We start from the raw sequence: 26,340 nt of genomic DNA, 5'->3' as shown, positions 1-26,340 counted from the left end.
GCTGGGGTCAGTGAGCCTTGGCGGCACGGCCCAGGCGACCGCGCAGCAGGCCGAGCACCATCGGCACCAGCGACAGGAAGATGATACCCACCACCATCAGCGACAGGTGCTGCTTGATGAACGGCACATTGCCGAAGAAGTAGCCCAGCGTCACCAGGCCTCCGACCCACAGCAACGAACCGGCGACACTGAAGCCCAGGAAGCGCGGGTAGTGCATGTGGGCAATACCGGCGACGAACGGCGCGAAGGTACGCAGGATGGGCAGGAAGCGCGCCAGGGTCACGGTCTTGCCGCCATGGCGTTCATAGAATTCATGCGTGCGTTGCAGGTAGTCGCGGCGGAAGATCTTCGAATTGGGGTTGTTGAACAACCGCTCGCCGGCCGTTCGGCCAATCACGTAGTTGGTACTGTCGCCCAGGATCGCCGCCGCCATCAGCAGGCCCGCCAGCAGGACTGGGTCCATGCCGCCACCGGCCGCCACGGCGCCGGCGATGAACAGCAGCGAATCACCTGGCAGGAACGGCATCACCACCAGGCCGGTTTCGCAGAAGATCACGGTGAACAGGATGGCGTAGATCCAGGGACCGTAATTGGTGACCAGCAGATCGAGGTAGGCATCGAGATGCAGGATAAGGTCCAGCGGGTTGAAATCCATGTACAGCACCTGTGTTCTGGGGCGTAGGCTCGGTTACCAGGGGATGGGTAAATTTTCACACATGACAAGTGGGGCATTATACGGCGAAGTGAGGATCATGCCCGGGGAGTTTGTAGCGGCGGGTTACGGAAGGGGAAGATTCATACTGCCTGTACCGACCTCACTGCTGGCAGGCCCACCCATATCTCTGGCCATGCGCGATCCTTGTAGGAGCAGCCTTGTGCTGCGAAGAGGCCGGTGCCAGCAGTAGAGATTAACAGTGCTGGCACCGGCCTCTTCGCAGCACAAGGCTGCGCCTACAGGTACAGGTGATAAGGCCTGCGCTGGTCAATCCTGATGGATCGGCAGGATGTAGCTCTCGAACTCGGTGTCCTTGCGAAAGCCGATGGACTCGTAGGTCTTTTGCGCTGCCTCATTGTTGGCGCTGGTCGACACCCGCATCCGCACGGCATTGGTCTCTTTCGCCATCTTCTTGGCCTCGCGCATCAGGTGGTCGGCCACCAGCATGCGTCGCGAGTCTTCGGCCACATAGATGTCGTTGAGAATCCACACGCGTTTGAGCGACAGCGACGAAAAGCTTGGATACAGCTGGCAGAAGCCGAGCAATTTGTTGGCATCGTCATCCGCCAGTGCCAGGTAAATCACCGACTCGTCCCGCTTCAGGCGCTTTTCCAGAAAGCTGCGTGAGCTGTCCGGATAGGGCAATTGCCCATAGAACTCGCGGTATTTGACGAACAGGGGGGTCAGCAGGTCGAGGTGTTCCAGGGTTGCCTTGATGATACGCATGTGCGGCCCTCAGGATCCATTTGGGGAAACAGCGGATTGCCAGCCGCTCTCAACAGCATGCTGCCTAATGCGTGCGAGAAGCGCAATCCGCCTTCCGTGACATGATTTTTACCCTTTTCCGAGCAGAAAGTTTCCTTTTTGGCTGGCGGGGGTATCGCTCTCCAGGCTATGGACCTCGGCTTCGTCCTTCAGATTCACCCCGGAAAGCTGCCGGCGACAGGCTTCACGCATCAGGTACAGCAAGCGGTGGGCCGCCATGCCATAGCTCAGGCCCTCAAGGCGCACGTTGGAGATGCAGTTGCGGTAGGCGTCAGTCAGGCCGACCCGCGGCGCGTAGGTGAAATACAGGCCGAGGCTATCGGGCGAGCTCAACCCCGGGCGCTCGCCGATCAGCATCACGGTCATCCGTGCGCCCAGTAACTCGCCAACCTCGTCGGCCACGGCCACGCGGCCCTGTTCCACCAGCACCACCGGCGCGCTGGTCCAGCCGTCGGCAGCGGCCTGTTCCTCGAAACGGGTCAGAAACGGCAGGGTATGGCGGTGCACGGCGAGGGCCGAGAGGCCGTCAGCGACGACGATGGCCAGGTCGACACCGCCCGGGTTGGCCTGGGCATGCTGGCGCAGGGTTTCGATCGAGTCTTCGTTCAGCCGCCGGCCCAGGTCCGGGCGCTGCAGGTATTGGTCGCGGTCGTGGGCGGCGCTGTGCAACACCAGGCTGTCGCGCCCGCGGTCACTGAGCTGGGCGGTCAGCCCGGCATGGTCGAAGGGCAGGTGCACGGCATCACGGGCCTGGGCATGCGCGAACTGGAAGTCCAATTGGGCGCCGGTCGGCAGGCTGGTGCCGGTGCGGCCCAGGGCGATACGCGCCGGGGTCAGGGTACGCAGGGCCAGCCAGGGGTTATCGGGGGTTACGGTGCGAGGGTCCATGGTCATCCCTATGCAAGCTGTGCCAACGCCTGGCGGAACGCCGGCGGCAGGTTGTCACCAAAGCGCACCCGGCCATCGGCCTGGGTAAAGATGCCGGTGCGCGCCAGCCATGCTTCAAATTCGGGGCCGGGCTTCAGGCCCAGGGTCTGGCGCGCATACAGCGCGTCATGGAACGACGTGGTCTGGTAGTTGAGCATGATGTCGTCGGAGCCGGGGATGCCCATGATGAAGTTGATCCCGGCCACACCCAGCAAGGTCAGCAGGGTGTCCATGTCGTCCTGGTCGGCTTCGGCGTGGTTGGTGTAGCAGATGTCGCAACCCATCGGCACGCCCAGCAGCTTGCCGCAAAAGTGGTCTTCGAGGCCGGCGCGGATGATCTGCTTGCCGTTGTACAGGTACTCCGGGCCGATGAAACCGACCACGGTATTGACCAGAAACGGCTTGAAGTGCCGGGCCACGGCGTAGGCACGGGTTTCGCAGGTCTGCTGGTCGACGCCGTGGTGGGCGTTGGCGGACAGGGCGCTGCCCTGGCCGGTCTCGAAATACATGAGGTTTTGCCCAAGGGTGCCGCGCTTGAGCGACAGGCCCGCTTCGTAACCCTCCTGCAACACGTTGAGGTTGATGCCAAAGCCTGCGTTGGCGGCTTCGGTGCCGGCGATCGACTGGAACACCAGGTCCAGCGGCACGCCACGGTTGATTGCTTCGATCGAGGTGGTGACGTGGGTCAGCACGCAGGCCTGGGTGGGGATGTCGTAGCGCTGGATGATTGCATCGAGCATTTCCAGCAGGGCACAGATCGAGGCGATGCTGTCGGTGGCCGGGTTGATGCCGATCATGGCGTCGCCGTTGCCGTACAGCAGGCCATCGAGGATGCTGGCGGCGATGCCAGCGGGTTCGTCGGTCGGGTGGTTGGGTTGCAGGCGGGTCGACAGGCGCCCGCGCAGGCCCATGGTGCCGCGGAAACGGGTAACCACGCGGATCTTCTGCGCCACCAGGATCAGGTCCTGGACGCGCATGATCTTCGACACCGCCGCCGCCATTTCCGGTGTCAGGCCCGGCGCCAGCGCGCGCAGGCTGTCTTCGTCGGCTTCTTCGCTGAGCAGCCAGTCACGCAGGCCGCCCACGGTGAGGTGGCTGACCGGTGCGAAGGCCTGGGCGTCGTGAGTGTCGATGATCAGGCGGGTGACCTCGTCCTCTTCATAGGGGATCAGCGCCTCGGTCAGAAAGTGCGTCAGCGGGATGTTGGCCAAGGCCATCTGCGCGGCGACCCGCTCACCGTCGTTGCTGGCGGCGACACCGGCCAGGAAATCCCCAGAACGTGCAGGGCTGGCCTTGGCCATCACGTCCTTGAGGCTGTCGAAGCGGTAGACCAGGTGGCCTACCGTGTGTACGAAACTTGCCATACAGATTCTCCAGAGCGCCGCGGGGCTGGCCCGCGGCAGGTGTCGGCGATCAGTGCAAGGCCTCTTCGGCCTTCTGGATCGCGGCGAATTCCTCTTCCGGTGTGCCCGCTACCAGGTGGTGGCGGCTGTAGAACGCAAAGTAGGCAATTAATACTCCATAGATCACCGCGGCGCCAATCACAACCCGCGGGTCGACCAGGAAGCCCGCCACCACGGCGATGCACGCCAGTACCAGGGCTACGCCCGAGGTGAAGACGCCGCCCGGGGTGCGATACGGGCGTTCCATTTTCGGACGGCGGATGCGCAGGGTGATGTGTGCAGCCATCATCAGCACGTAGGACAGCGTGGCCCCGAACACCGCGACCAGAATCAGCAGGTCGCCCTGGCCGGTCAGCGACAGCCCGAAACCGATGAGGCCAGGGATGATCAGGGCCAGGACCGGCGCCTTGCTTTTGTTGGTCTCGGAGAGTTTGCGCGGCAGGTAGCCGGCGCGGGACAGCGCGAAGATCTGCCGCGAGTAGGCATAGATGATCGAGAAGAAGCTGGCAATCAGGCCAGCCAGGCCGACCAGGTTGACGAAGCTGCCCATCCAGGTGGAACCGCCATAGGCTTTGGACAGTGCCTCGACCAGTGGGTTACCGGAGGCCTTGAGCGCTTCGGAGCCCGCCGCGCCAGGGCCGATCACCAGAATCAGCAGGGCGAAGGCCAGCAGCACCAGCATCGCGCCGATCAGGCCGCGGGGCAGGTCGCGTTTTGGGTTCTTGGTTTCTTCGGCGGCCAGCGGCACGCCTTCGACGGCGAGGAAGAACCAGATGGCGTAAGGGATTGCGGCCCACACGCCGACATAGCCGAACGGCAGGAAACTGCTGGCGCCAGCGGCGTCGGTCTTGGCGATGTCGAACAGGTTGGCTGCATCAAAATGGGGCACCATGCTCACCAGGAACACGCCCAAGGCAATGGCGGCAATGGCGGTGATGATGAACATCAGCTTCAGCGCTTCGCCGACGCCGAAGATGTGGATGCCGATGAACACGATGTAGAACGCCAGGTAGATGACCCAGCCGCCGATGCCGAACAGTGACTCACAATAGGCGCCGATGAACACGGCGATGGCCGCCGGGGCAATGGCATATTCGATGAGGATGGCCGTGCCGGTAAGAAAACCGCCCCATGGGCCAAAGGCGCTGCGGGCAAAGCCGTAGCCGCCGCCTGCAGTGGGGATCATCGACGACAACTCGGCCAACGAGAAGCACATGCACAGGTACATGGTGGCCATCAGCAGGGTGGCGAGGAACATACCGCCCCAGCCGCCTTGGGCCAGGCCGAAGTTCCACCCGGCGTAGTCGCCGGAGATCACATAGGCGACCCCGAGGCCGACCAACAGCACCCAGCCGGCTGCGCCTTTTTTCAGTTCACGTTGCTGGAAATAGTCCGAACCGACTTTTTCGAAGTCGACAGAAGAGCCTGCCGGCACATTACCGGAATGATCGCTTGGCATAGTTTCACCTGTTGTTTTTCTTGGTGGCCGGAGGGACTTCCAGCCCATGGTGATAGGTACTGCAGGAAGCGAGCCAGAGCGGTTCGTGCACGGGAACCGCGTTGGCTTGTGGTGGTGATGAACCGCTGCGGTGGGCTGCAAGCAGCCCCCGCAGTTATCCCAGGTTTAGAAGAAGCCCAACGGATTGATGTCGTAACTCACCAGCAGGTTCTTGGTCTGCTGGTAGTGATCGAGCATCATCTTGTGGGTCTCACGCCCAACGCCGGACTTCTTGTAACCGCCAAACGCGGCATGCGCCGGGTACAGGTGGTAGCAGTTGGTCCACACGCGGCCAGCCTTGATGCCACGGCCCATGCGGTAGGCGCGGTTGATGTCGCGGGTCCACACACCGGCACCCAGGCCGAACTCGGTGTCGTTGGCAATCGCCAGGGCTTCAGCTTCGTCCTTGAAGGTGGTGACGCTGACCACCGGGCCGAAGATTTCTTCCTGGAACACGCGCATCTTGTTGTTGCCCTTGAGCAGGGTCGGCTGGATGTAGTAACCGGTCGACAGCGCGCCTTCGAGTTTTTCCACCTTGCCGCCGGTCAGCAGCTCGGCGCCTTCTTCCTTGGCAATTTCCAGGTACGACAGGATCTTCTCGAACTGCTGTTGCGACGCCTGGGCGCCGACCATGGTGTCGGTGTCCAGCGGATCCCCACGCTTGATCTGCAGGACCTTCTTCATCACCACTTCCATGAACTGCGGGTAGATCGACTCCTGCACCAGGGCACGCGACGGGCAGGTGCACACTTCGCCTTGGTTGAAGAATGCCAGCACCATGCCTTCGGCGGCCTTCTCGATGAAGCTCGGCTCGGCCTGCATGATGTCTTCGAAGTACACGTTAGGCGACTTGCCGCCCAGCTCGACGGTAGACGGGATGATGTTTTCGGCGGCGCATTTCATGATGTGCGAGCCGACCGGGGTCGAACCGGTGAAGGCGATTTTGGCGATGCGTTTGCTGGTGGCCAGCGCTTCGCCCGCTTCACGGCCATACCCCTGGACGACGTTCAGCACGCCTTTGGGCAGCAGGTCGCCGATCAGCTCCATCAGTACGGTGATGCCCAGCGGGGTCTGCTCGGCGGGTTTGAGGACCACGCAGTTGCCTGCGGCCAGGGCTGGGGCGAGTTTCCACGCGGCCATCAGCAGCGGGAAGTTCCACGGGATGATCTGCCCGACCACGCCCAGAGGCTCGTGAATGTGATAGGCGACGGTGCCTTCGTTGATTTCGGCAGCGCCGCCCTCTTGGGCACGGATGCAACCGGCGAAGTAACGGAAGTGATCGACCGCCAGCGGGATGTCGGCGTTGAGGGTTTCGCGGATAGGTTTGCCGTTGTCCCAGGTTTCGGTAATAGCCAGGACTTCAAGGTTCTGCTCGATGCGGTCGGCGATTTTCAGCAGCACGTTGGAGCGGTCCTGGACGGACGTGCGGCCCCAGGCATCGGCGGCGGCGTGGGCGGCATCCAGGGCTTTTTCGATGTCTTCGGCAGTGGAGCGGGGAAACTCTGCGATCAGCTTGCCATTCACCGGGGAGGTGTTTTCGAAGTACTGCCCCTTGACCGGAGCTACGAATTCACCACCGATGTAGTTGCCGTAGCGGCTCTTGAACGTAACCTTCGCGCCTTCGGTACCGGGATGTGCGTAACGCATGGTGTGTCTCCTGGCTATTGTGTTTGTTAGGGAGTTGAAAAGCGTAGAGCAAAGGTTGGGCCAGTGTTTTGAGGTTCTGCTAAATCAAGCACTTAGCGTAATTTTCAGAGGGCTGTGAAAGCCCGCTGTGCCAGCCCTGGTACGGCCTGTGTGACACTTTGTGCCATTTGCGACACGCTGCCGGCAGGTGCATTGCAAAGGCCCGCCGGGTGGAGGATGCTGGCTGAACGCTCGATCTGCGGAGAACCACAACACATGCAGAGCAATCACTTGAGTCGCCATGCCCAGCAAGTGCATACCGTTGCCCACGGTGAAGCCGGGGCGGGCGGCAGTGACCCGGCGATCGCCCGGTCCTGGCTGCGCTGCCTCGAGGATTACCACCTCGACCCGACGCTGATCGAGGCCCCCGTGGTGCTTGAGCACGGGCGCTTGCTGGAGACCCGCGAGCGCCTGCACCAGGTGCTGAAAATTGCCGACGCCGAGATGAACAGCCTGCATCAGCAGCTCTCTGGCGCCGGCCATGCGGTGCTGCTGACCGATGCCCGCGGGGTGATCCTCAACTGTGTCAGCGCCCCCAGCGAGCGGCGCATCTTCGAGCGGGCAGGGCTGTGGCTGGGCGCCGACTGGAGCGAAGCGCGCGAAGGCACCAACGGTATCGGCACCTGCCTGGTCGAGCGCCAGGCCCTGACCATTCATCAGCACGAACACTTTCGTGGCCGCCACACCGGCCTGACCTGCTCGGCAAGCCCGGTGTTCGACCCGCACGGCGAACTGCTGGCGGTACTCGACGTGTCGTCGGCGCGGCCCGATGTGTCGCGGCAGAGCCAGTTTCACACCATGGCCTTGGTCAACCTCTCGGCGAAGATGATCGAGAGCTGTTATTTCCTGCGTCATTTCCAGCAGCAGTGGCTGCTGCGCTTTCATCTGCAGGCTGAGTCGGTCGGCTTGTTCAGCGAGGGCTTGCTGGCCTTCGAGGGTGACGGGCGGATTTGCGCCGCCAACCAGAGCGCGCTCAACCTGCTGGGCACCGTTCGCGGTGGCGTGCTGGGGCAACCGGTGGAGCGGTTTTTTGCCTGCAGCCACGACGAACTGTTCAGCCGCGCCGTGCCTGGCGGCAGTACTGTTTGGCCGTTGCAGACACGCGACGGCCGCCAGGTGTTTGCCAGCCTGCGAGGCCAGGCGCGTACGCCGGTCTGGTCAGTACCGCTCAGCCAGCCCCAGCCCCAGCGTGCTGAAGCGCCAGGCATCTGCCTGCTCGACCCGGCGTTGCAAAACGACTTCCGCCGCTGCGTGCGGGTATTCGAGCGTGATGTGCCGCTGCTGTTGCGTGGCGAGACCGGTTGCGGCAAGGAGGCATTCGCCCAGGCCGTGCACCAGGCCAGCCAGCGTCGCGGTAAGCCGTTCGTGGCGATCAACTGCGCCTCGATCCCAGAGAGCCTGATCGAAAGCGAGCTGTTCGGTTATCGCGGTGGCAGCTTTACCGGCGCACGCAAGGAAGGCATGCGCGGCAAGCTGCTGCAGGCCGACGGCGGCACGTTGTTGCTGGACGAGATTGGTGACATGCCACTGGCCTTGCAGACGCGCCTGTTGCGGGTCCTGGAAGAGCGCCAGGTGGTGCCGATTGGCGGTGAGCCCCAGGCCGTGGACGTGCGCATCGTCAGCGCGACCCACCGCGACCTGCTGGAGCGGGTGGCGCAGGGCAGCTTCCGCGAAGACCTGTATTACCGGTTGAACGGGCTGGAAGTGGCCTTGCCCTCAGTGCGTGAGCGCAGTGACAAGGGCCAGTTGCTGGACTTTTTGCTGCGTCAGGAGGCCCAGGGGCAACGGGTCGAACTGGAGCCCTGTGCGCGTCAGGCGTTGCTGGACTTTGCCTGGCCGGGGAACGTGCGGCAGATGCGCAATGTATTGCGCACGCTCGTGGCGCTTTGCGATAACACCTTCATCGGGTTCTCCGACCTGCCCGTGACTTTCCGGAGTAATGCGGCCGCTGTGGGGGCGGGCTTGCCCCGCGAAGCAGGCAACGCGGTGGATGGCACCGGCTTTGCCGGTGTTCGCGGGGCAAGCACGCTCCCACACGAAGAGCAAAACAGTCTCACCCACAAGAGCGCGCCAGTGCGCCTTGAGGACGCTGAGTGCGAAGCTCTGCTGTCAGTGCTGGAGGCAAAACACTGGCACTTGACCCGCGTTGCCGAGCACCTGGGCATCAGCCGCAATACCTTGTATCGAAAACTGCGCAAACACGGCATCACCCGGGTCGGCTGAGCGAAACAGCGGGTGCGATTTCCCGCGCCCTGGGCTACCCTGCCTCGATGTTTTGCGAGGTCGACCATGCATATTCACATTCTCGGTATTTGCGGCACGTTCATGGGTTCCCTGGCGGTCCTGGCCAAAGAGCTTGGCCACCGCGTCACCGGCTCCGACGCCAATGTCTATCCCCCGATGAGCACCCAGCTCGAAGCCCAGGGCATCGAGCTGACCCAGGGCTATGACCCGGCTCAGCTAGACCCGGCACCCGACTTGGTAGTGGTCGGCAACGCCATGTCGCGGGGTAACCCGGCGGTGGAATACGTGTTGAACAAGGGCCTGCCCTATGTCTCTGGCCCTCAGTGGCTGGCTGACCACGTGCTGCAGGGCCGCTGGGTATTGGCCGTTGCCGGTACCCATGGCAAGACCACCACCAGCAGCATGCTGGCCTGGGTGCTGGAGCATGCCGGCATGAGCCCTGGGTTCTTGATCGGCGGCGTGCCGCAGAACTTCTCGGTGTCCGCGCGCTTGGGCGACACGCCGTTCTTCGTGGTCGAGGCCGACGAGTACGACAGTGCGTTCTTCGATAAACGCTCGAAGTTCGTCCACTACCACCCGCGCACCGCGATTCTCAACAACCTTGAGTTCGATCACGCGGACATCTTCCCCGATCTGGCCTCCATCGAGCGCCAGTTCCACCACCTGGTGCGCACGATCCCGAGCGAAGGCCTGGTGATCCATCCGACCACCGAACAGGCGCTGGAGCGGGTCATCGGCATGGGTTGCTGGACCCCGGTGCAAACCACCGGTGAAGGCGGCCAATGGCAGGCGCGCCTGCTCAGCCCCGATGGGTCGCGCTTCGAAGTGCTGTTCGAGGGCGAGGCACAGGGCGTGGTCGATTGGGCGCTGACCGGTCAGCACAACGTCGCCAATGCCTTGGCAACCCTGGCTGCGGCCCGCCATGTCGGTGTAGTGCCGGCCATGGGTATCGCCGGGTTGAGCGCCTTCAAAAGCGTCAAGCGGCGCATGGAGAAGGTCGCTGAAGTGCAGGGCGTGACCATCTACGATGACTTCGCTCACCACCCGACCGCCATCGCCACCACCCTCGACGGCCTGCGCAAGCGCGTAGGTGAAGCACCGGTGATTGCGGTGATCGAGCCGCGCTCCAACTCGATGAAGCTGGGTGCCCACCGCGATGGCCTGCCGGAAAGCGTCAACGATGCCGACCAGGTGATCTGGTACGCACCGGCTAACCTGGGCTGGGACCTGGCCGCCACGGCGGCGCAGTGCACCGTGCCGAGCGTGGTTGCCGACAGCCTCGAAGCGATCATCGAGCGCATCAAGGGCCAGGCACGGCCGGGCACCCACGTGGTGATCATGAGCAACGGCGGCTTCGGCGGCTTGCACGGCAAACTGGCCGAGGCGCTCAAGTGAGCGGGCCGGCGCGCATCACCCTGGCCATGACGGGCGCCTCTGGCGCGCAATATGGCCTGCGCCTGCTCGATTGCCTGGTGCGTGAGGACCGTGAGGTGCATTTCCTCATTTCCAAGGCCGCGCAGCTGGTGATGTCCACCGAAACCGATGTGTTGCTGCCGCCCAAGCCCCAGGCGATGCAGGCGTTTCTGACCGAATACACCGGCGCTGCCGACGGCCAGATCCGCGTGTATGGCAAGGAAGACTGGATGTCGCCGGTGGCCTCGGGCTCTGGCGCACCGGCGGCGATGGTGGTGGTGCCGTGTTCTACGGGTACCTTGTCGGCGATTGCCACCGGCGCTTGCAACAACCTGATCGAGCGGGCCGCCGACGTCACCTTGAAGGAGCGCCGCCAGTTGATCCTGGTGCCGCGTGAAGCCCCGTTCTCGACGATCCACTTGGAGAACATGCTCAAGCTGTCGCAGATGGGTGCCGTGATCTTGCCTGCGGCCCCAGGCTTCTACCATCAGCCGCAGACCATCGACGACCTGATCGATTTCGTCGTTGCACGCATTCTCAACCTGCTGGACATCCCTCAGGACATGCTGCCGCGTTGGGGTGAACATCACTTTGGGGCGGATGATTGAAGCGAGCACTGTCGGGGTTGGTCGCGTTGGCGCTGCTCAGTGGCTGCGCCACGGTGCGTACGCTGGATGCCAACAAGCCGGGCGCGCCGGTGGTGTATGCCGGAACGCGGCTGGACCTGTATGTGATGAACGGCGGGTGCTGCCCGAAAGATCATTTCGGCGCGCTGGCGCCCGCCTACCCAGGCCTGGATCTGCCCGGTAGCCTGTTACTGGATACGCTGCTGCTGCCGTTGTCGTTGCTGACGGCAGCAGGCGTCGGCTTCCAGGCCACCGGCGGGCTTTGATTACGGTATTAACGCGTAATCCGTGCGGGAGCGCGCGCGGCGCTAGTTTTTGCCCAGGCGGCGCAGTTCATCCGACTCGATCACCCGCACCCCGTCTTCTTCCTCCAGCGCCAGGCGCCACAGCGCCCGTGCCAGGGTGCACGCCTCGATACCCCGATACTTCCCAGGTATCAGCTTGGAAAGCGGTGAAATCAGTTGCTCGCCAAAGCGCGGCTCAATGCGATCACCCAGCAGCACCGACGGGCGGACGATGGTCAGCTGTGGCCAGTCCTGGGCCTTGAGCGCCTCTTCCATTTCGCCCTTGACGCGGTTGTAGAAGATCGATGATTTAGGGTCGGCGCCCACTGCGCTGACAACCAGCAAATGGCGTGCACCGAGTTCCCGGGCGCGCTTGCTGAAGGCCACGACCATGTCCAGGTCGACGGCGCGGAAAGCCGATTCGGAGCCGGCCTGTTTGAGCGTGGTGCCCAGGCAGCAATAGGCGATATCGACACGCCCGGCCAGCTGAGGAAGAAACACCGCCGGGTCGCCCACTGGGTTTTCCAGGTGCGGGTGTTCGGCCAGCGGCCGGCGCGTAGGGGCCAGCACCCGGCTGATGGTCGGTTCGTTGAGTAGGCGGTCTAGCAGGTGTTCACCCGTCAGACCCGTGGCACCGGCAAGCAGGACATGCTGAGGCGTCAAATACATGATGTCTCTCCCTTGTTACACACAAGCTTAGTGGTTGCCAGGCTTTTTTTCCTGCTGCTCCACCGTCGCTTGTGCAGCATTGCGTAACGCTTCCTCGGCCTGTTGCCGGCGTAGGTGCTGCCAGTGTGCCAGTACTGCTGGCGGCGCCCAAAGCTGCGGTTCAGAGGCTTCGAAACCGTCCTTTCGTTCTCTTTCGGCAACGCTGGCGCGTGCCAGTTCAAACGCCTGTTTCAGGTCGTCGGTCTGGTTCAGCGCCTCGGCGAACAGGGCATCGCCAAAGTAGGTGAAGTCGGCTTCCTCCGAGCAACCGAACGACACCCGATCGGCGCGGGCGGCGGTCATGATCACCGTGCGATCATCTTTGAGCGGCGCGATGTAGCCCCCTGAATAGCAGGCCGAGATGACGATTACCTTGTCGCGCTCTTTCAGCGGTGCCAGGGCACTGGCCAGCTCGTCGGCGGACAGGTCGGCCAGTTGCAGGCGGGGTTGGTCGAGCACCAGTTGGTGGTCGTGGCTGCCGTGGCTGGTGAGGTAGATGAACACCAGGTCCTCGGGGCCGCTGCGTTCGGCCAGGGTACGGGCGGCGCGGGTGAGGTTCTCGCGGGTGGCCATGGGGCGGCTGGCCATGTGGTCCCGGTGGTTGACCAGGGTGACCTGGCCGCGGGCGCCAAAACGGACCTTGAGCATGTTGCTGACGTAGTCGGCTTCGCGCAGGAACACGCTTTGCTGGCCATCGCCGGCCACGACCAGGCTGTATAACTGGATGGCCGGCGCGGTCGGCGGCACCCGTGCCAGTGCGTCCTCCAGCAGGCGGCCCTGGTTGAGCAGGGCCAGGTCCAGCGGGTCGGGCAACAGCGTGCCCTTTTCGTCGCGCACGCGTACGCCATTGACCCAAGTGCCACCCTCGACCTTGCCGTTGCTCAGGGTCAGCCGGCCTTTGCCATGGTAGGCATCGTTTTCGAAGGTGCCGATGTACTGGCTGCCGTCGGCCAGTTGCAGGTTGCCTTGGCCAGAAAAGTGCCAGTCAACGAAACCGCCTTTGTAATGGCTGCCATCGCTGCCGAGCAGTTCACCTTCGCCCACCAGTGAGCCATCCTTGAATTCGCCGATCCACACGTCACCTTCGGCGCTTTCATAGCGGCCGCGGCCTTCCAGGCGGTTGTCCTTGAACTCCCCGATGTACTGCTCGCCGTCGACGCTGTCGTAGGTGCCGCTGCCTTGCAGCAGGCCATCGACGAAACGGCCGCTGAACTGGTTGCCGCTGGCGTCGCTGCGCACGCCGGCGCCGTTCGGTTTGCCTTTGGCGAACAGGCCCTGGTAGCGGCTGCCGTCGGCCAGCTCCAGCTCGCCTGCGCCTTCGTACTGGTCGTCCTTGAACTGGCCGCGGTAGGTCTGGTCGGCTTGCTTGAGGGTACCTTCACCGTCGCGTCGGCCATGGCTGAAGGTGCCGGCATAGTGGCTGCCTGGCGTGGTCAAGTCGCCGAGACCCTGGAACAGGCCCTCGGCGAACTGGCCCCGGTAGACTTCACCGTTTTGGCCGTGCCACTCGCCCTGACCATGCCATTGGCCGTCCTTGAAACTGCCGGCGTACCAGCTGCCATTGGGGTAGTCGATGCGGCCCTCGCCTTGCAGCAGGCCATTGACCACCTCGCCCCGGTAACGCCCGCCGTCGGGCAGGCGCGCGTCCGGAGGCAGTAGCGATTCGCCATCTCCGCACGCGGCGAGCAACAGGATCAGGGTGACAGGGAGCAGTGGACGCATGGTGGAGACCGGGCAATAGGTCTGCCGAGTATGACGCAGAATGGGGGGCTGAGACAGATAGGGCATAAGCAGATAAACAACAGGCCCGCAGTCTTTGTAGGAGTGCCCCGGCAAGGCCGCTCCTACAGTATCTGCGCTGTCCTTGAGGGCGGTGCAGTATCAATGCTAGGTGATATTCCCGGCCTGGCGACGCAACAGCAACTCGGCCAGCGCTTTGGTCATCTGTACGTGATACACCGCATTGACCAGCATGTTGATGCCTGGCTCACCCGCATTGGCGCAGATGTATTCGTCCAGGGTGTCTTCGATACCGCTCATCAACTGGAGAGCATGGATCACGGCGTCTACCGAGGGCATGTCTTGGTTGATGCTGTAGAAGGGGCGGGAAGTCAGCGTTTTGGGTGGATCTGGGACAATCTTCTTCATAATCACAACTCACACGTCGGTTCAGAAAATAGCCTCCACAGGGTCCTTTCTCACGGGACTAGGGTGGCGACCGTGCACGGGGTGAGAAATCCGAGGACGTGTGAGCTCGGCCAGGCCGAAGCCTGCCCGCGCACGGCTGCCATGACGAATGCCGCAATCACACACCTTCGGGTTTCTCACGCCCGGTCACCAAACATGGCGACCCTGAGACGTTATCCCTGAGATGTTTCCCCGACAATGGAGCGACCTCCGACAGGCTCGTAGGATAATTCGCTTGATGATGAGAGCTGAAGCATTTCGTTTCAGGTTCGGAAATACCTTACAGATCGCGCGATGGCGGGGTGCATGTCGGGGGATTAGGTGGGGGCTGACAGGTGCATGCCTTGATTAGGGCAGCGCCTCTGAGATCGAGCGCCGCCCGCGCGGCGCTTCGCAGCACAAGGCTGCTCCCACATCTGTTTCGGGCCAATTATTCCTGGGGCATGGGCGCGCGGCCTTCTTGGTGCCCGCCTCAATATCGCGTCGGACAAACAAGGCGGCCGCGTGCGCTGGCACAGGCGTCACTGGCCCGGAACAGATGTGGGAGCAGCCTTGTGCTGCGAAGCGCCGCGCGGGCGGCGCTCGATCTCACAGGCGCAGAACCCCTCAAGGCATGCACTTCTAAACCCAGACACCACCCCAAGCCATGCCCCTCATTCCCTCAATGCCCCCGCAAGAAATCCACCATCTTCCGGTTGACCTGTTCAGCCGCCTCCATCTGCACCATATGGCCAGCGTCCGGCAGTACCAGCACTTCGGCTTCCAGCCCGTCGGCATGGCTGGCCGGGATAATCGCGTCCTTGCCGCCCCAAATCACCAGCGCCGGGTGCTGCCCCAGCACACCGCGCAGGTCGTGGCGCTGCTGGTCGCCCTCGGCGATGGCCGACACCAGCTGGCGCAGCGCCGCATCGACGCCCTCCAGGCGCTTGAACTTGAGCATATCCTCCAGCAATTGCCGGGTGACCAGCGCCGGGTCGGCAAACAACTGCACCATTTGCGGCTTGAGTGCATTGCGGTTCGCTGCAGCCACGAAACCTTGCAGGTACTGCCCGTTGATTGCAGCCCCAAGCCCAGCACTGGCCACCAGGGTGAGGCTGGCCACCCGCTGTGGCGCCAGGCGCGCCACGTTGAGGCTGACAGCGCCGCCCATCGAGTGCCCGGCCAGGTGGGCGCGGGGGATGTTCAGGTGGTCGAGCAGTGCCAGCACGGTTTCGCTCAGTTCATCCAGGTCGCCGCGTTGCAGCGCCTTGGCCGACTCCCCGTGCCCCGGCAGGTCAAGGGCGATGACGCGGCGCTCGGCCGCCAGCGCCGGGTGGTTGAACAACCAGTTGTTCAAATCACCCCCAAAGCCATGCACCAGCACCAGCGGCGTTCCGCCTTCGCCCAGTTCGAACCAGCGCAACAGGCGGCCGCCCACGTCGGCTTTTTGCGGGGTTGGCCCTTGTGCCTGGTCGGCGCCACCTTCGGCGACGAATTCGGCCTGGAAGCGCTGCACCACGGCATCGATCTCGGCCTCGTCGGCTTCGCCTTCCACCACCACCGCCAGCAACGCGCCGACCGGCAGGGTTTCATCTGGCTGGGCCACCAGGCGGCGCAGTACACCGCTGAAGGGGGCTTCGACGCTGCTGCTGATCTTGTCGGTCTCGACGTCCAGCACTTCGTCGCCTTTGTTGATGGGGTCACCTTCCTGCTTGAGCCAGGTGTCCACCCGGCCCTCGGTCATCGACAGGCCCCACTTGGGCATGGTCAGCGTATGGATCTGGCTCATGCGGCGCTCCTTGCAGCTTCGATCACTTTGCGCACGGCGGCCTCGATCTTCGCCGCGTCGGGGATGTACAGGTCTTCCAGCGCATCGGAGAACGGCACCGGCGTGTGCGGCGCGGTGACCATCTCGATCGGGCCCTTGAGGGCGCCGAAGGCTTTCTGCGCCACCAGTGCGCTGATGTCGGTGGCCATGGAGCAGCGCGGGTTGGCTTCGTCGATCACCACCAGGCGGCCGGTTTTCTCGACACTCTCCAGGATGCTGTCTTCATCCAGCGGGCTGGTGGTGCGCAGGTCCAGCACTTCGCAGTCGATGCCTTGGCGGGCCAGGTTGTTGGCGGCTTCCAGCGCCACATGGACCATGCGCCCGTAGGTCACCAGGGTCACGTCGTCGCCGTCGCGCAGGAAGTTGGCTTCGCCGAACGGCACGCTGTAGACCTCTTCCGGCACCTCGCCCTGCAGGCTGTAGAGCAGCTTGTGCTCGCAGAAGATCACCGGGTCGTTGTCGCGTATCGCCTGGATCAACAAGCCCTTGGCATCGTATGGCGAGGACGGGCAGATCACCTTGAGGCCGGGGATGTGTGTCCACAGCGAGGTGAGCATCTGCGAGTGCTGGGCCGCAGCGCGCAGGCCAGCGCCGTACATGGTGCGCATCACCAGCGGGGTCACGGCCTTGCCGCCGAACATGTAGCGGAATTTGGCGGCCTGGTTGAGGATCTGGTCCAGGCAGCAGCCGGCGAAGTCGACGAACATCAGTTCGCACACCGGGCGCAGGCCTTGGGTTGCGGCACCCACGGCGGCGCCGACATAGCCGATTTCCGACAGCGGCGCGTCGAGCACCCGCCCAGGGAACTGGTGATACAGGCCCTTGGTCACGCCCAGCACGCCACCCCAGGCGTCCTCTTCACCGGGCGCACCGGCACCCCCAGCCACGTCTTCGCCAATGATGAACACGGTGCTGTCGCGGCGCATTTCCTGGGCCAAGGCTTCGTTGATGGCCTGCTGGTAGCTGATCTTTCTTGCCATGGTGATTCTCCTCTTGTTCTTGTAATCCGCGGCTCAGGGGTAGCTGACGTAGACGTCGCTGAGCAGGTCGGCGGGCTGTGGCTTGGGATCGGATTTGGCGCGGCGCACGGCGTCTTCGATCAGGTCTTCGACACGCGCGTCGATGGCGTCGAGTTGCTCGGCGCTGAGCAGGCCGGCACGGGTGGTCTTGTTGCGGAACTGCATCAGGCAATCACGGGACTCGCGCAGGTTCTTCACTTCATCCGGGGCGCGGTAGGTTTGCGCATCCCCTTCGAAGTGGCCGTAGTAGCGGCTGAGCTTGACCTCGATCAGCGAGGGGCCTTGCCCGGACCGGGCCCGCTCGATGGCAGCGCCTGCGGCTTCGTACACGGCAAAGAAGTCGAAGCCATCGATGGTCACGCCCGGCATGCCAAAGCCGGCAGCGCGGTCGGCAATGTGGTCGCAGGCCACCGACCAGTTCGACGCCGTGGCCTCGGCGTAGCCGTTGTTCTCGGCGACGAAGATGCACGGCAGGTTCATGATCGAGGCCATGTTCATGGCTTCGAACACGGCGCCTTCGTTGGAGGCACCGTCGCCGAAGAAGGCCACCGACACGTCATCGCGGCCCTTGAGCTTGGCGGCCAGCGCGGCGCCTGCAACCAATGGCGCACCGGCCCCGACGATGCCGTTGGCACCGAGCATGCCTTTTTCCAGGTCGGCAATGTGCATCGAGCCGCCCTTGCCGCCGCACACGCCGGTCTTCTTGCCGTAGATCTCGGCCATCATGCCGTACACGTCTACGCCCTTGGCGATGCAGTGGCCATGGCCGCGGTGGGTCGAGGCGATGCAGTCGCTGTCACGCAGGTGGGCCATGACGCCTGCGGCGGACGCTTCTTCGCCGGCATAGAGGTGGACGAAGCCGGGGATTTCGCCGGTGGCGAATTCCACGTGCAGACGTTCCTCGAAAGCGCGGATGGTGCGCATCACTTCATAGGCATGCAGTAGTTGTTCTGTACTGAGTTGATTGGACATCTTGTTGTTCTCCAGGGTTGTCTCAACACGCGGTTGCAGGGTGTAGCCGGTGGCCGCGCGGCACGGCCAGCAGGTGATGGCGGGCGGCGTGGGCCAGCACGGCCTCGACGTCCACGGTGAGCGGGCCTTGGTGGTCCAGGGTGATGGTGGGGGTGTCGTGCTCGGCGAATTCGATCTCGCGTTCGCCATCCAAGGCCAGGGTGCCGCTGCTTAGGCTCAGGCGTTGGGCGACGCCCGGCGTCAGCACGCCGCTGGCGGTGATGCCGCAGCCTTGCAGCAGGCCAGGCGCCAGGGGCGCGAGCAGGGCCTGCTCGGCGCCGGGGTTCAGGCGCACCCAGGCGCCGTGCGGGTCCTGGCGTGACACCGGGCACCACAAGCCGCACAGGGCCGACAGGCCGATGGCATGGGGTTCGGCGAAGCAGGCGAACACCTCGCTGAGGTCTTCGCTGCGGCTCAGGGCGCGGGCGCCAATGAAACGCTGGGGCGACACGGCGACTTCCACCAGTGCCCACTCGTCCAACTGCTGCTCGGGCACCTTCACCCGCAAGCGCTTGTTGCGGCGCAGGCCGATGCTGGCGGGCACGCGGCCGCTGGCGAGCAAGCCGCCCGCCAGGCCGGCGCTGGTGGCTTCGCGTAATTCCGGGAAGGCATTGTTGGTGCCGGTGGACAAGGTCAGCAGTGGGATGTCACCGGCTTCTGCTGCCACTGCCTTGTGGGTGCCGTCGCCGCCGAGCACCGCGATCATCGCCACGCCTTGGCCGACCATGCGTCGGGTGGCCAGGCGGGTATCGGCAACGGTCTGGGTCAATGGCAGGTCGAGCACCTCGATATTCGGCCAGTGCTGGTCGCGGGCAGCGGGGCCTTGGCTGGCCTTGAGCACGGCGGCGGCGATGCCGGTCATGTCGGTTGGCAGCAGCACCCGGCCGATGCCGGTGGCACCGAAGGCGGCCAGCAGCCGCTGGATCGCCGACGCCTTGTCGGTGCTCGAATAGAGCCCGGCACTGGCGGTCAGGCGGCGCAGGTCGCGGCCGGAGGCAGGGTTGGCAATGATCCCGACAGTCGTGGTGGGTTGCGGCATGGCGCACCTCGAATTCTTGTTTGTCAGGGACAGAGCAAGGGAGGTGCCAGCTTTGTTTCATCTGCCTGAAGTGGCTGTGCCAGAGCGGTCTGTGCGTAGGAAAGGGCGTGCGCCCAGCATGCCCGGCGAGACGCGGGGTGCCAGGCTGCGGCGGCTTTTGCCGAGACGCTGAGACGCTGCGTCTCAAGCGAGCCGGTATTCACACAGTGCTTGTCGGGGCATGCCCGGAAGCGCTTAATGGCCGCACAACGATAAAAACAGCAATGAGAACCGGAGGGCCTGAATGCTTGCCGCGAACTCCCGAGCCCATGTCGACTGCGTCAGCCGGGTGCTGAAAAACGCCGACCGCCTGCCACAGGCACCGGTGCCGCCGCTGATCCTCGACTCCTGGCGCCGCTCCATGCACCTGTATCGCCTCGACCCAGGCTCCCAGCAGGGCCCACGCATCCTTTCGCAAAGCCTGCTCAACGAATGCCGCGAACGTGCCGAGCTGTTTCTGCGCATCGCCGGCGACGCCGTGGCACGGCTGCATGAGCAGGTCCGCGGCGCCGACTATTGCGTGCTGCTCACCGATGCCCAGGGGCAGACTATCGATTACCGGGTTGAGTCCGCCATCCGCAATGACTGCCGCAAGGCCGGGTTGTACCTGGGCACCTGCTGGTCGGAAGGCGAGGAGGGTACCTGCGGGGTGGCGGCTGTGCTGACCAGCAAGGCGCCGGTCACGGTGCACAAGCGCGATCATTTTCGCGCCGCCTTCATCGGCCTGACCTGCACGGCGGCACCGGTATTCGATCCACTGGGCGAGCTGCTGGGCGTGGTGGATGTCTCGGCCTTGCAATCCCCGGACGACCGCCGCAGCCAGCACCTGATTCGGCAGTTGGTCGAGCAGACCGCGCGCGAGATAGAAAACGCCTTCTTCATGCACAGTGCCCAGGGCCATTGGGTGATGCGCGCGCATGGCACGCCGGGCTATGTCGAAAGCCAGCCCGACTACCTGCTGGCCTGGGATGCAGATGGCCGGCTGCAGGCAATCAACAGCCTGGCCCGGCAGCGCCTGGTGGAGCGCCTTGGCCGCTTGCCTGAGCATATCAGCGAGCTGTTCGACCTGGGCCAGCTGCGCTGCAGTAACGAGGCCTCGGCCCAACGCTTGCCAGGCTGGGGCGAACTGTATGGCCGCGTCAGCGCACCGCAACGGCGCCCGCGCCCGCAGCCTTTGCGCCAGGCACAGGACGCGCGCATCGAGCAGCACCTGCGCCTGGCCACGCGGGTCAAGGACTGTAGCCTGGCGGTGCTGGTGCAAGGCGAAACGGGCTCGGGCAAAGAGGTTTTCGCCCGCCAGTTGCACCGGCAAAGCCAGCGGCGCGAGGGGCCTTTCGTCACGCTGAACTGTGCGGCCATCCCTGAGAGCCTGATCGAGAGCGAGCTGTTCGGCTATGTAGCCGGGGCCTTCACCGGCGCCTCGAGCAAAGGTATGCAAGGGCTTTTACAGCAAGCTGATGGCGGCACCCTGTTTCTCGACGAAATCGGCGACATGCCACTGAACCTGCAAACCCGGCTGCTGCGCGTGCTGGCGGAGGGCGAAGTGGCGCCCTTGGGCGCGGCGCGGCGTGAGCGGGTGGACATCCAGGTGATCTGTGCGACACACCGAGACCTGGCGGCAATGGTGGCGGATGGGCGTTTTCGTGAGGACCTGTACTTCCGCCTGGCCAACGCCCGGTTCGCGCTGCCGCCGTTGCGTGAGCGTGAGGATCGGCTGGGTTTGATTCATCAACTGTTAGCCGAAGAAGCCGAAGCGTGCGGGGTAGAGGTGGTGTTGGCGGACGATGCATTGCAGGCGCTGCTGCTTTACCGTTGGCCGGGGAACCTGCGCCAACTGCGGCAGGTGTTGCGTTATGCCTGTGCGGTGAGTGAGGGCGGGTGGGTGCGGCTTGAGGATTTGCCGCAGGAGGTACGCGGCGATGCGGTTGCTTCTACTGAAACGGAGGCCTCCAGCCCGGCGCGGCAGTTGTTGCTGGATGCGCTGATCCGGCACCGCTGGAAGCCGGCTGATGCGGCGCGGGCGTTGGGGATATCGCGGGCGACGCTGTATCGGCGGGTGCATGAGCACCGGATCGAGATGCCTAGAATGAAAGGGTGATGGGTTCGTCTCAGGATTTTCAGCGCCTGTGAGGCCGAGCGCCGCCCGCGCGGCGCTTCGCAGCACAAGGCTGCTCCTACATCTGTTTCGGGCCAATATTCCTGTGGCATCGGCGCGCGGTCCCTTGGCGCCTGACACGATATCGAGTCGAACCAACGAGGCGGTCGCGCGCCAATATCACAGGCCTCACTGGCCCGAAACAGATGTAGGAGCAGCCTTGTGCTGCGAAGCGCCGCGCGGGCGGCGCTCGATCTCACCGGCAACACCCCCCCTCAAGGCATGCACCTGCCAGCACCACCTATCCCTAAAGCCCATAAAAAAACCCCGGAACAGGTCCGGGGTTTTGGTACATCACACTACGCGATCACTCCTGGCTGGCCAGTTTGTGCTCGAGGTAGTGAATGTTGACGCCGCCTTTGCAGAAACCTTCATCACGCACCAGGTCGCGGTGCAGTGGGATGTTGGTCTTGATGCCGTCGACGACGATCTCGTCCAGAGCATTGCGCATGCGCGCCATGGCTTCTTCGCGGTCCTTGCCGTAGGTGATCAGCTTGCCGATCAGCGAGTCGTAGTTCGGCGGAACCGAATAACCGCTGTACAGGTGCGAATCGACGCGAACGCCGTTGCCACCTGGGGCGTGGAAGTGCTTGACCTTGCCTGGGCTCGGGATGAACTTCTTCGGGTCTTCAGCGTTGATCCGGCACTCCAGCGAGTGACCACGAATCACCACGTCTTCCTGGCGGAACGACAGCTTGTTGCCAGCGGCGATGCTCAGCATCTCCTTGACGATGTCGATGCCAGTGACCATTTCCGACACCGGATGCTCAACCTGTACGCGGGTGTTCATCTCGATGAAGTAGAAGCTGCCGTTCTCGTACAGGAACTCGAAAGTACCTGCACCGCGGTAGCCGATTTCGATGCACGCATCGACGCAACGCTTGAAGACTTCCTGACGGGCCTTCTCGTCGATGCCCGGTGCTGGCGCTTCTTCCAGAACCTTCTGGTGACGGCGCTGCAGCGAGCAGTCACGGTCGCCCAGGTGGATGGCGTTGCCTTGGCCGTCGGACAGTACCTGAACTTCCACGTGGCGTGGGTTGGTCAGGAACTTCTCCAGGTAGACCATCGGGTTGCCGAACGCAGCACCGGCTTCGGTACGGGTCAGCTTGGCCGAGGAGATCAGGTCCTCTTCCTTGTGCACCACGCGCATGCCGCGACCACCACCGCCACCGGCGGCCTTGATGATCACCGGGTAGCCGACGTCACGGGCGATCGCCAGGGCGACTTCTTCGTCTTCCGGCAGCGGGCCGTCAGAGCCTGGTACGGTCGGTACGCCGGACTTGATCATCGCGTCCTTGGCCGAAACCTTGTCGCCCATCAGGCGAATGGTGTCGGCTTTCGGGCCGATGAAGGCGAAACCGGATTTCTCAACCTGCTCGGCAAAGTCGGCGTTTTCGGCCAGGAAGCCGTAGCCCGGGTGGATCGCGGTGGCGCCAGTCACTTCGGCGGCAGCGATGATCGCCGGGATGTGCAGGTACGAATCCTTGGATGGCGCGGGACCGATGCAGACCGACTCGTCTGCCAGGCCCAGGTGCATCAGTTCGCGGTCAGCCGTGGAGTGCACGGCGACGGTCTTGATGCCCAGCTCTTTGCAGGCACGCAGGATCCGCAGGGCAATTTCCCCGCGGTTGGCGATCAGGACTTTTTCGAGCTTCGCAGACATCGTTGGCTCTCCGCGGTTCAAACGATGGTGAACAGCGGCTGGTCGAACTCAACCGGCTGGCCGTCTTCTACCAGGATGGCGTCGATGACACCGCCGATCTCGGCTTCGATGTGGTTCATCATCTTCATCGCTTCGACGATGCACAGGGTGTCGCCTTTTTTCACCGACTGGCCAACTTCAGCGAAGTTAGGCGAGGTCGGCGATGGCTTGCGGTAGAAGGTACCGACCATTGGCGAGCGAACCACGGTGCCTTTCAGCGCCGGGGCAGCAGCTTCGGCGACAGGGGCAGCGGCAGCGGCAGCCGGGGCAGCTACAGGGGCAGCAGCCATTGGGGCGGGTGCGTAGAACTGCTGGGCAGCTGGGGTCTTGCTGTGACGGCTGATACGGACCGACTCTTCGCCTTCCTTGATCTCCAGTTCGTCGATGCCAGACTCTTCCAGCAGTTCGATCAGTTTCTTGACTTTACGGATATCCATTAATCATCAACTCCCAAAGGTTCGGTCAGGGGGCGTAATTGAAAACGTGTCTAAAACGTTTCTCTCAAACCCCGGCCCACTTAGGCCAGGGTCTCTGTCATCAGGGCTGTGCGTTGGCAGCCAGTTGTTCCAGCGCGGACTCCAGGGCCAGGCGATAACCGCTGGCGCCCAGGCCGCAAATCACCCCTACGGCCACATCGGAAAAGTAGGAGTGGTGACGGAACGGTTCGCGTTTGTGCACGTTGGACAGGTGCACTTCGATGAATGGGATGCTCACCGCAAGCAATGCGTCACGTAATGCGACACTTGTGTGGGTGAAAGCAGCCGGATTGATCAGGATGAAGTCCACACCCTCGTTGCGTGCGGCGTGAATGCGGTCGATCAGTTCGTATTCGGCATTGCTCTGCAGGTACTGCAGATGGTGGCCCGCGGCGCGGGCACGTTGCTCCAGGTCCTGGTTGATCTGGGCCAGGGTCACGGCGCCGTAGTGGCCCGGCTCGCGGGTCCCGAGCAGGTTGAGGTTGGGGCCGTGAAGCACCAGTAGCGTAGCCATCTGCGGATTCCTTGGATTTGTAGGGCAATTCGACACAGCGCGGCGAGTGTGCCGTAAAGCGACGGCAAGTGTCCAGTTCCCGGCAATAGCCAGCACGATGTCCGAGATTCGCGCGAAGTATGTGACCGGATAATTAAATCTGGTCACTGTCTCGAGGATTTTTCGCAGCTCGCCGGAAGTTATAGACCGAGTTTGCCGCGCACGCGCGTCAGAACCTCGGCGAAATCGCCGGCGTTTATCTCGCCTATGACCCGATCAGCGGTCATTTCGCTGCCGTTCGCCGCAAAGAACAGCAGCGCAGGCGGGCCGAACAGCTGGTAGCGGTCGAGCAGCGTACGTTGCTCGGCGTTGCTCTCGGTGATGTCGAAACGCAGCAATTTGAAGGCGCTCAGTTGCGATTGCACCTGCGGCGCAGTGAGTACGTCGTGCTCGATCACCTTGCAGCTGATGCACCAGTCGGCGTACCAGTCCAGCAACACCGGCTGGCCCGCGGCCTTGGCCTGGGCCAGTGCCGCGTCGAGCGCGGCGGGGGTGGTGAGGGTCTGCCAGGCATCGGCCTTGACGGCCGGGCTGGCGCTGCCCGTGGCCACTGCGGGGGCAGGCAAGGGGCGCAGGGGGTCGCCCTGGCCGTTCAGTGCCCCGTACCAGCAGGCCAGGGCGTAGACCAGCAACGCCAGGCCGAGCAATTGCGCCAGGCGTTGGCGCGGGGTTTTGATGACGAATTCCAGGGCACCGAGGAACAGCGCCACGCCGGCAGCCAGGAAGCCGACCAGCAGCAACGTCACCTGGCCAGGCAGCACGCGGCTGAGCAAGCCGATGGCCAGCCCCAACAACAGCACACCAATGGCGTTTTTCACCGTGTTCAGCCAAGGGCCGCTCTTCGGCAACCAGGCTGCGCCACCGGTAGCCACCAGCAGCAATGGCGCACCCATGCCCAGGCCGAGAGCGAACAGTTTCAGTGCACCCCCCAGGGCATCGCCGCTGGCGCTGATATAAAGCAGGGCACCGGCCAGTGGCGCCGACACGCAGGGCGACACCAGCAAACTGGAAAGCACGCCCAGCACTGCCGCGCCGACTAGCGAGCCACCTTTGGTGCGGTGGGCGAGCGAGTCCAGGCGATTGTTCAAGGCCTGCGGCAGCTTCAATTCGAACAGGCCGAACATGGCCAGGGCGAACACCACGAAGAACAACGCGAAAGGCACCAGCACCCAGGCCGACTGCAGCCGTGCCTGCAGGTTCAAGCCCGCGCCGAACAGGCCCATCAGCGCGCCCAGCACGGCGAAGCTGGCGGCCATCGATACCACGTAAGCAAGCGACAGCGCGAGGCCGCGCAAGCCGTTTGCCTGGCCACGCAGCACCACGCCCGAGAGGATGGGCAGCATCGGCAGCACGCAAGGGGTGAAGGTCAGGCCGACGCCGGCGAGGAAGAACAGCAACAGGGATTTCCAGCTCCAGGCCTGTTCACCTGTGGCCGGTGCCGCGCTGGGGATGCCACCTTCGCCATCGATGCTCAGGCGCGCGGTTTCCGGGGGGTAGCACAGGCCCTTGTCGGCGCAGCCCTGGTAGCCCACCAGCAGGGTGAACGCGCGAGGGTCGGTGCGGGGCAGTTCGATGTCGAGCACGCCGTGGTACACCTCGACGTCACCGAAGAACTCATCGTGCTTGGCTTCGCCTTTGGGGATGTTGGGCGTGCCCACGGCCACGTCGGCCGGCTCTGTGCGGAAATTGAAGCGGTGGCGGTAGAGGTAGTAGCCGTCGGTGGCGACGAAACGCAGCTTGATGCTCTGGGCATCGGCCTGGATCAGGCTGAGCTTGAACGCTTCGTGCACGGGCAGGAAATCGGCAGCGTTGGACAGCGAAGCGGCGCCGAGGGTGGCGCTGGGGCGGTTGTCGAGCAGGCCCGTGGCGAAGGCAGGGCTGGCCAGCAGCAGGAACAGCAGGAGAAACAGGCGGCGCATGGCGGACTCGCGAGGTGGAACGTGCTGGGCATGATAGCGGAGTTGGTAGGGGTTGGGGCCAGTGGTGCTCGTCAGGCAATTTTTGGCGCCTGTGAGATCGAGCGCCGCCCGCGCGGCGCATCGCGAGCAACGCTCGCTCCTACGTTTGTTTTCGGCCAATAACG

21 protein-coding genes and 1 pseudogene are annotated in these 26,340 nt (G+C 63.9%); 5 read left to right on the top strand and 17 right to left on the bottom strand.

From position 1 onward, the window contains the following. Positions 1-7: 7 nt before the first annotated feature. The 6 genes from AC5PZ0_RS23835 to exaC form a co-directional block, all read right to left on the bottom strand. Positions 8-655 carry a DedA family protein gene (locus AC5PZ0_RS23835; protein WP_027594930.1) on the bottom strand — a complete coding sequence of 216 codons (648 nt, stop codon included), beginning with the start codon at positions 653-655 and terminating at the stop codon, positions 8-10. A gap of 327 nt (positions 656-982) precedes the next feature. After that, complete coding sequence (locus AC5PZ0_RS23830; RefSeq protein WP_027594931.1) at positions 983-1,441, bottom strand: GNAT family N-acetyltransferase; 459 nt, start codon at positions 1,439-1,441, stop codon at positions 983-985. Between the two features lie 108 nt (positions 1,442-1,549). Beyond that, complete coding sequence (eutC, locus tag AC5PZ0_RS23825) at positions 1,550-2,368, bottom strand: ethanolamine ammonia-lyase subunit EutC (protein WP_099430860.1); 819 nt, start codon at positions 2,366-2,368, stop codon at positions 1,550-1,552. A gap of 8 nt (positions 2,369-2,376) precedes the next feature. Continuing rightward, on the bottom strand, positions 2,377-3,771 hold the full coding sequence (locus tag AC5PZ0_RS23820) for an ethanolamine ammonia-lyase subunit EutB (RefSeq protein ID WP_027594933.1): 1,395 nt from the start codon (positions 3,769-3,771) through the stop codon (positions 2,377-2,379). A 49-nt stretch (positions 3,772-3,820) separates the two neighbouring features. Beyond that, positions 3,821-5,269 carry an ethanolamine permease gene (gene eat / locus AC5PZ0_RS23815; protein WP_099428234.1) on the bottom strand — a complete coding sequence of 483 codons (1,449 nt, stop codon included), beginning with the start codon at positions 5,267-5,269 and terminating at the stop codon, positions 3,821-3,823. Positions 5,270-5,434: 165 nt separating this feature from the next. Then, positions 5,435-6,955 (bottom strand): acetaldehyde dehydrogenase ExaC, encoded by a 1,521-nt coding sequence (exaC, locus tag AC5PZ0_RS23810; protein ID WP_493855852.1) that lies wholly within the window; start codon positions 6,953-6,955, stop codon positions 5,435-5,437. Between the two features lie 255 nt (positions 6,956-7,210). Between exaC and AC5PZ0_RS23805 the strand changes: the two genes are divergently transcribed. The 4 genes from AC5PZ0_RS23805 to AC5PZ0_RS23790 all read left to right on the top strand — a co-directional run bounded on the left by AC5PZ0_RS23805 (position 7,211) and on the right by AC5PZ0_RS23790 (position 11,543). Beyond that, positions 7,211-9,217 (top strand): sigma-54-dependent Fis family transcriptional regulator, encoded by a 2,007-nt coding sequence (locus AC5PZ0_RS23805; protein WP_493855851.1) that lies wholly within the window; start codon positions 7,211-7,213, stop codon positions 9,215-9,217. 66 nt (positions 9,218-9,283) lie between these two features. Continuing rightward, positions 9,284-10,633 (top strand): UDP-N-acetylmuramate:L-alanyl-gamma-D-glutamyl-meso-diaminopimelate ligase, encoded by a 1,350-nt coding sequence (gene mpl / locus AC5PZ0_RS23800; protein ID WP_085274005.1) that lies wholly within the window; start codon positions 9,284-9,286, stop codon positions 10,631-10,633. Continuing rightward, entirely contained in the window at positions 10,630-11,259 is a 630-nt protein-coding gene (gene ubiX / locus AC5PZ0_RS23795) for a flavin prenyltransferase UbiX (protein WP_027594938.1), read from the top strand. The genes mpl and ubiX overlap by 4 nt, the downstream gene beginning before the upstream one ends. Next, positions 11,256-11,543: a YceK/YidQ family lipoprotein gene (locus AC5PZ0_RS23790; RefSeq protein WP_027594939.1), complete on the top strand. Its 288-nt coding sequence runs from the start codon at positions 11,256-11,258 to the stop codon at positions 11,541-11,543. Before ubiX ends, AC5PZ0_RS23790 begins: the two co-directional genes overlap by 4 nt. 42 nt (positions 11,544-11,585) lie before the next feature. Here the strand turns inward: AC5PZ0_RS23790 and AC5PZ0_RS23785 are convergent, their stop codons facing one another. The 7 genes and pseudogenes from AC5PZ0_RS23785 to AC5PZ0_RS23755 all read right to left on the bottom strand — a co-directional run. After that, positions 11,586-12,230: an oxidoreductase gene (locus tag AC5PZ0_RS23785; protein ID WP_027594940.1), complete on the bottom strand. Its 645-nt coding sequence runs from the start codon at positions 12,228-12,230 to the stop codon at positions 11,586-11,588. Between the two features lie 27 nt (positions 12,231-12,257). Beyond that, positions 12,258-13,991: a C13 family peptidase gene (locus AC5PZ0_RS23780; protein ID WP_493855850.1), complete on the bottom strand. Its 1,734-nt coding sequence runs from the start codon at positions 13,989-13,991 to the stop codon at positions 12,258-12,260. A gap of 165 nt (positions 13,992-14,156) precedes the next feature. After that, the gene (locus tag AC5PZ0_RS23775) at positions 14,157-14,417 is read right to left on the bottom strand and encodes a hypothetical protein (protein ID WP_493855849.1); all 261 of its coding nucleotides are present in this window, start codon (positions 14,415-14,417) and stop codon (positions 14,157-14,159) included. Positions 14,418-15,117: 700 nt separating this feature from the next. Then, positions 15,118-16,224, bottom strand: a complete 1,107-nt coding sequence (locus tag AC5PZ0_RS23770) for an acetoin dehydrogenase dihydrolipoyllysine-residue acetyltransferase subunit (RefSeq protein WP_493855848.1) — start codon at positions 16,222-16,224, stop codon at positions 15,118-15,120. Beyond that, a complete protein-coding gene (locus AC5PZ0_RS23765) occupies positions 16,221-17,243 on the bottom strand; it encodes an alpha-ketoacid dehydrogenase subunit beta (RefSeq protein WP_493855847.1) in 1,023 nt (340 codons plus the stop codon). The genes AC5PZ0_RS23770 and AC5PZ0_RS23765 overlap by 4 nt, the downstream gene beginning before the upstream one ends. Before the next feature lie 33 nt (positions 17,244-17,276). Beyond that, positions 17,277-18,254 (bottom strand): thiamine pyrophosphate-dependent dehydrogenase E1 component subunit alpha, encoded by a 978-nt coding sequence (locus tag AC5PZ0_RS23760; protein WP_027594944.1) that lies wholly within the window; start codon positions 18,252-18,254, stop codon positions 17,277-17,279. A 38-nt stretch (positions 18,255-18,292) separates the two neighbouring features. Continuing rightward, positions 18,293-19,332: pseudogene (locus tag AC5PZ0_RS23755) on the bottom strand (ATP-NAD kinase family protein); the annotation flags it as partial. Positions 19,333-19,615: 283 nt separating this feature from the next. Between AC5PZ0_RS23755 and AC5PZ0_RS23750 the strand changes: the two are divergent. After that, a complete protein-coding gene (locus AC5PZ0_RS23750; protein ID WP_493855846.1) occupies positions 19,616-21,469 on the top strand; it encodes a sigma-54-dependent Fis family transcriptional regulator in 1,854 nt (617 codons plus the stop codon). Positions 21,470-21,833: 364 nt separating this feature from the next. Here the strand turns inward: AC5PZ0_RS23750 and accC are convergent, their stop codons facing one another. The 4 genes from accC to AC5PZ0_RS23730 form a co-directional block, all read right to left on the bottom strand. Continuing rightward, the gene (gene accC, locus AC5PZ0_RS23745) at positions 21,834-23,189 is read right to left on the bottom strand and encodes an acetyl-CoA carboxylase biotin carboxylase subunit (protein ID WP_099428241.1); all 1,356 of its coding nucleotides are present in this window, start codon (positions 23,187-23,189) and stop codon (positions 21,834-21,836) included. Positions 23,190-23,206: 17 nt separating this feature from the next. After that, positions 23,207-23,665 (bottom strand): acetyl-CoA carboxylase biotin carboxyl carrier protein, encoded by a 459-nt coding sequence (accB, locus tag AC5PZ0_RS23740; protein WP_027594950.1) that lies wholly within the window; start codon positions 23,663-23,665, stop codon positions 23,207-23,209. A gap of 100 nt (positions 23,666-23,765) precedes the next feature. Continuing rightward, the gene (aroQ, locus tag AC5PZ0_RS23735; protein WP_008093086.1) at positions 23,766-24,218 is read right to left on the bottom strand and encodes a type II 3-dehydroquinate dehydratase; all 453 of its coding nucleotides are present in this window, start codon (positions 24,216-24,218) and stop codon (positions 23,766-23,768) included. A gap of 179 nt (positions 24,219-24,397) precedes the next feature. Beyond that, the gene (locus tag AC5PZ0_RS23730; RefSeq protein WP_493855845.1) at positions 24,398-26,176 is read right to left on the bottom strand and encodes a protein-disulfide reductase DsbD; all 1,779 of its coding nucleotides are present in this window, start codon (positions 26,174-26,176) and stop codon (positions 24,398-24,400) included. Positions 26,177-26,340 lie beyond the last annotated feature (164 nt).

It is taken from the genome of Pseudomonas sp. 5.2 (assembly GCF_059025405.1).
This window is presented reverse-complemented; position numbering and strand designations above follow the sequence as displayed.